We start from the raw sequence: 5069 nt of genomic DNA on the forward strand, positions 1-5069 counted from the left end.
CCGAACTGACCAGCGCCAAGATCATCGTCTCGGGCGGCCGCGCGCTGAAGGATGCGGCCACCTTCGAACAGATCATCACCCCGCTCGCCGACAAGCTCGGCGCTGGCATCGGCGCGAGCCGCGCGGCGGTCGATGCAGGCTACGTGCCCAACGACTACCAGGTCGGCCAGACCGGCAAGATCGTGGCCCCCGAAGTCTACATCGCCGTCGGCATCTCGGGCGCGATCCAGCACTTGGCCGGCATGAAGGACTCCAAGACCATCATCGCCATCAACAAGGACGAGGACGCCCCGATCTTCCAAGTCGCCGACATCGGCCTCGTGGGCGACCTGTTCACCCTGGTCCCGGAACTGACGGGCAAGCTTTGACGCTCCTGCAGAACCGGAAAAGCTGTGAGCAACCTGTCGAGGCAGTCGGTGGCGTCAGCGAACTGGTCGAAGCGACCGATCGGTTCCGGACCGGATTGAGGCAGGCACAGACTCATTCTTAGTAATTGCCAGCGATTACCGCGCGTTCACCGCCGGCTGACCTGCACCCGGAATCTTGGACCGTTCGGAGCTGGAAAATTCCAGTTATGAACGGAGGTCCAGGATACGGAGTGTGTGATGAAGAGATCAAATTTTTCGGAGGCGCAAATATGGGTTCTCGTAGCCATTGTGCAAAAAGTGCCACTAAGCAAGTTGCGGAAATATAAGATTTAACATCGATAGAAATCAGTAAGCCATTGATATTTATTGGCCGCCAGATTTTACGACCTTTTGCCTGCGGTGTGTAGGCTCATCCTAAGGAGGATCGAGTCGTGGGCGCACCACTTCGACAATATCTTGGTGGGGACCGGTTTCCAGACGACTTGACCGATTCTGAAATTGCGCATTTCTTCTCGTTCGCCGAGGATGAGCGGCGAACTGTCAACCGCCGACGTCGTCCATTGTACAGGTTGGGCGTGGCGCTGCAGATCGGTTTCCTGCGGCTCGCCGGAACGCCGCTCAATTCCGTTGAGATGATTCCAACGCGTGTGCTGGCTCATTTGGGCGCTGAACTCGAAATTGCGCCGCCGCACCTGGCTTCGATCCGTGCGCTGTATCGTCGACGGCGCACCCTTTTTGAGCACCAGGAGGTGGCCAAGCGGGCTCTGGGTTTGCGCGACCTCACCGAACATGGCGAACGCGCGCTAAACGGCCATCTGCGACGCGAGGCCGGCGACAAATTCCTGGCGGACGACTTAGAACGAGCTGCGCGTGCATGGATCGCTGACCATCGCTATATCCAACTTCCCTCGCGGCGACTGAGGAGTTCGGCAATAGCCGCCCGGCGCCACCATGATGCGGGGCTGTTGGCCGGCGTCATGACCGCAGTCGGAGCGGAGCAGACGAAGGCCTGGCTGCCGGGACTGTCGGAGACGATAACAACCGGCAAAACGCGGCTCGAATGGCTTCGAGACGGCCCATCCTCTCGTAAGACCAAAGGCCTCGCCGACCATATCGCGAAGATCGATTTCTTGAAAAGCTTGGTGCCGACAAGCTGGACCTCGGCTTGTCGACCGGAATGCTGAAAGCTCAGGCGCGATCGATGTTGTACCGCAAGCCCGCGACGCTCAGGCGGATGCGCGGTGAGCGCAAAATTCTCGAACTGGCGTGCTTCCTGCGACTGCAACTTTTGCGTCTCACCGACGATGGTTTGGGGATGATTGATTACCGGATCGCCGATCTTTGGCGACAAGCCCGGAGGCTCCAGGGTCGGTGTCAGACCGCCTCCTTGCCGGTGAGGCGCTGGACATTCTCGGCGAGGTGGCCGGGAAGAAAGATGCCATCCGGCCGGACGCATTCATCCAAAAGTTCCTCGACTTGATGGACCGTGCGCTGGCTGGGTCGCCTATCGCACGCACCGGCGTTGAATTATCTCCATATCGTCTGCGTGTCAGTTTTGCCGATGCTTCACGACGCGGGGATATCGACTTTTCGTTCAACAGCAAGTCGACCTGGACGGCCGCGCAGGAAGTTGGCGGTCCGGGCCGCACCAAAGGGCTTTACGAGGATGTGCAGAGGCTGATGTCAGCGGATGCAGCGACCAACCCATGACATCCGACACAATCTTTAAACTGCGAAAGCAGGGGCGTTCATCCGAGGCATTGGATGTGGCCAGACAAAATTACGAAGCGAATGCTCGCGATGTCTGGTTTCTGCGCGCATACGCCTGGGTGCTCTATGACCAGATGAAGGATGTGGTGGGGCGCTACGAGACAGGTCATTTGTCCGCCACTGAATTGAACAACCAATTCACGCCATCCATGCGGGAATTTGTCAAGTTCGCAGACCTTCTGCGACGCGATACCGCCTTTTCCCAGATGCTGCGTCTGGCGGGCAAGGTTTCGAAGGACTGGCGCGAGTTTCTCGGATTTGCGCGTTGGGCCGGGACAGATGATTTTTCCGATGATGATCGGCAGCCGTTCGTCAATGACAAAGGCAAAACAATCGACAGCCTGGAACAGCGCTTCCGACGTGCGATCTGCAGAGAAGCTGCAGCACGTCTTGCCGATGGTCAATCGTCTTCCGAGTTGATTGACTGGGGATTGGGCATTCTCGACAAATCATTAGTCGAAAATCCCAGCGATCAGTGGCTAAATTACTACCAGAGCAAAGCTCACCTGGCTCGCGGAGAAGATGAACTTGCGATCAAGCGCTTGGCACCGGTCTTACGGCGCCAGTCCCGCGCCGCTTAGACCTGGGCCTTGCTCGGCGAGATACTCGAGAAGTCACGGCCCGACGATGCGTTGATCTGTTTTGTGTACGCCACTCAACTCGCAAGAGAAGAGCAAGAGGTGGCGAAAATTCGCATCCATCTCGCCCATCGACTTGCGTTGGCAAAGCGCTACGCCGAAGCTGCCCGCCAAACATCGCTTGCGCTTAAATACCGCGAACAGTCAGGGTACAAGATCCCCCAGGAACTGCAGCAGTCAGCAAGCAGCGAGTGGTTTTCGCGCATCAATGGCGATGGCAGCATGCAAGATTTGCCCGATGCGAGTTCGGCGGCAACGGCACTTCTTCGCAGTTTGGATCGCAAGAGCCTTACCTATGTCCAAGGGGTCGTTGATCACGTTAACAAGGACAAGGCGCTCAGCTATATTGCCACGGGCGTAAATTCGGGAATTGCGCTGAAACACGCCAGGTTCCCCCAGATTGCCGACCTCGTAGCAGGGACAACTTTGGAAGTGGGGCGCGCAGAACCCGACGGTCCACCGTTGGACTGGCGGTCCTCACAAGCTGTCGAATTGCCGGGCTTGTGCGAAACAATGTCGGGGCGATTGGAGCGTCACGAAGGCAAGTCCTTCGCCTTCATCCGCACTCCCCGGGATGACATTTTCGTACCGCCTGATTTGGCAGTGATTTTCGCTACAGGGCAAAAATACGACGTTTCTTGCCTTGCGGTTAGACGCGCGGAAAAGACCGGCAAGACCGGCAAGACCGGCAAGACCGGCAAGATCGGTTGGCGTGCCGTGCGGGTCTCATCCGGCCCGAATGAAGCGTCAGTATTATAACGTTTTTTGTGAGCGATCGCACTGATGGCATGCTCAGGCATTGGTGAAAGCGCGAACTCGAGCCTGCAGGTCAACCTTGGCCTGCGAAATCGTGGCGGTGTTGGTCTTGGCTGAGCAGCGCTCTGCTGCTTTGTCGCCCAAGAAGTAGGCAATTCTCTCGGCATTGGCCCCGCTGGGATGCGGCGACCGACCAAGATGCGCCGTTCGTCGAGTAGGCCTTGAGCCGCCAAGGCCTGCATCGCCGTAGCAACTTTTGGACCAAGGGGCACGAGGATAGCGTCAGGCAAGGCGCGCAGTTCCTGACCAGTGTAAGCTTCCAACCAATGACGCAGAGTTGGTGTCTTCACCATATCGGGCGTGCCAGACCAATTCTGTCCGTCGACGAAAACCGGATAGCGAAGAGCCGAGGTAAAGTGGACCAGGTCATTCCGTTCGGACCATAGCGCGGCCGCGGAGGGCAGTCCCAGCCATTTCGCAAGGCCGATGGCGTCGAGCATGCGGATGAGGTTGGTCCGCATGGGTTCGCCCGAGAAGCTGGCAAAAGTCTTGGCGGCAGCCGCCGCCTCTTCGATTGGTCGACCTTGCACCAATGCAGTTCGCGCAGCGCGCAGTGCATTGGTGGCCTGAAACCGGCCCGGTATCATACCAATGATAACGACGCGGGCCGACGGGTTGATGTGATCGAAAGGAGCGTAAATCATCTCTACATGGCGCGCGCCGATGCGTTCGCCAGCCATCTGCAATTTTGGATCAGATTGCGGATGGTTGATTTCGGCATCGCTGAGCTGGGCGAGCACCGGAGCGAATTCCTTGAATATCGTCAGTGACATGGGGGCCTTCAGAATCAGATTTCGCGTTTATTGCAGATCCAATCGTCGATGTCCTCTTGCGCCCACGCGACGGCATATCCACCCAGCTGAACCGGTTTCGGGAACTTCCCTTCAGCCATCCACCGGTAGATCGTGGATCGGCCGAGACCGACGCGATGTTGGACCTCCTTTAGCCGGATGAGACGGGTGATTCGGCGTTGCTCAGTTGAAGCCAATGGTTCTGTTTCAGCCATGACGCCCTCCGAAGCCCGTACCGCCTTCACCCAGCAGTGCATCCTTGCGTTCGAGCTCGTCGATGTGGTCGGAAAGAAGCCTCGCCACCCGGTGGGCTGTTCCCTTGGCCCAACGGGGCTTCACGTCATGGACCTGGTTGCCAAGGACGCGCTCGAGCGCGGAGGGAAGTTCGCCGACCAGTTCCTCGAAGAATTGGGCGATGTCGGTCTGAAGCCACCGGGTTGCCTGGTCGCCGCCGGCCCCCAAGAACAGCAGCAGGTGAGCGTGCGGCGCCATGCCGGATGAGGCGAGGATGCGCAGCGCTTCGCCAAGGCTCGGGCTTCGTTCGCCGCACAGCGTCCGGCGTAGCGCGTCTTTATGAAGGTCTGCCTCACGCGCGATTTCGCAGCGGTTGCGACCGCTCCGTTCGACCGCCGTGTGCAGAAGGTGCGCGAGGTCGCGCCGGGTCTGGCTTTCACCAAGTACGCCCA

General features: G+C 58.7%; 7 protein-coding genes. 5 read left to right on the forward strand and 2 right to left on the reverse strand.

Annotated features, from left to right (window positions below; translation table 11 throughout):
- The 5 genes from ACOVQ0_RS18830 to ACOVQ0_RS18850 form a co-directional block, all read left to right on the forward strand.
- On the forward strand, nt 1–368 hold a 368-nt coding region (locus tag ACOVQ0_RS18830), incomplete at its 5' end, for an electron transfer flavoprotein subunit alpha/FixB family protein (protein ID WP_421888154.1).
- 482 nt (nt 369–850) lie between these two features.
- On the forward strand, nt 851–1552 hold the full coding sequence (locus tag ACOVQ0_RS18835; RefSeq protein ID WP_255631073.1) for a DUF4158 domain-containing protein: 702 nt from the start codon (nt 851–853) through the stop codon (nt 1550–1552).
- A gap of 187 nt (nt 1553–1739) precedes the next feature.
- Nucleotides 1740–2078, forward strand: a complete 339-nt coding sequence (locus ACOVQ0_RS18840) for a hypothetical protein (protein ID WP_124809287.1) — start codon at nt 1740–1742, stop codon at nt 2076–2078.
- Nucleotides 2075–2719 carry a hypothetical protein gene (locus tag ACOVQ0_RS18845; RefSeq protein ID WP_124809286.1) on the forward strand — a complete coding sequence of 215 codons (645 nt, stop codon included), beginning with the start codon at nt 2075–2077 and terminating at the stop codon, nt 2717–2719. Before ACOVQ0_RS18840 ends, ACOVQ0_RS18845 begins: the two co-directional genes overlap by 4 nt.
- Nucleotides 2720–2728: 9 nt before the next feature.
- Nucleotides 2729–3535, forward strand: coding sequence for a DUF7017 domain-containing protein (locus ACOVQ0_RS18850; protein WP_124809285.1), 807 nt, complete (start codon nt 2729–2731; stop codon nt 3533–3535).
- 844 nt (nt 3536–4379) lie between these two features.
- Here ACOVQ0_RS18850 and ACOVQ0_RS18855 read toward each other — a convergent pair.
- The gene (locus ACOVQ0_RS18855; RefSeq protein ID WP_124809284.1) at nt 4380–4598 is read right to left on the reverse strand and encodes a helix-turn-helix transcriptional regulator; all 219 of its coding nucleotides are present in this window, start codon (nt 4596–4598) and stop codon (nt 4380–4382) included.
- Nucleotides 4591–5069, reverse strand: a 479-nt coding sequence (locus tag ACOVQ0_RS18860) for a hypothetical protein (protein ID WP_421888159.1), incomplete at its 5' end; no start/stop codon positions are given. The genes ACOVQ0_RS18855 and ACOVQ0_RS18860, both read right to left, overlap by 8 nt.

This window comes from Novosphingobium sp. (genome assembly GCF_049240505.1).
Classification (GTDB): Bacteria; Pseudomonadota; Alphaproteobacteria; order Sphingomonadales; family Sphingomonadaceae; genus Novosphingobium.

What these genes read in the sequence shown, in the direction of transcription:
- ACOVQ0_RS18845 (WP_124809286.1), top strand. Translation starts at nt 2,075, where the DNA reads ATGACATCCGACACAATCTTTAAACTGCGAAAGCAGGGGCGTTCATCC.
- ACOVQ0_RS18855 (WP_124809284.1), bottom strand. Translation starts at nt 4,598, where the DNA reads ATGGCTGAAACAGAACCATTGGCTTCAACTGAGCAACGCCGAATCACC.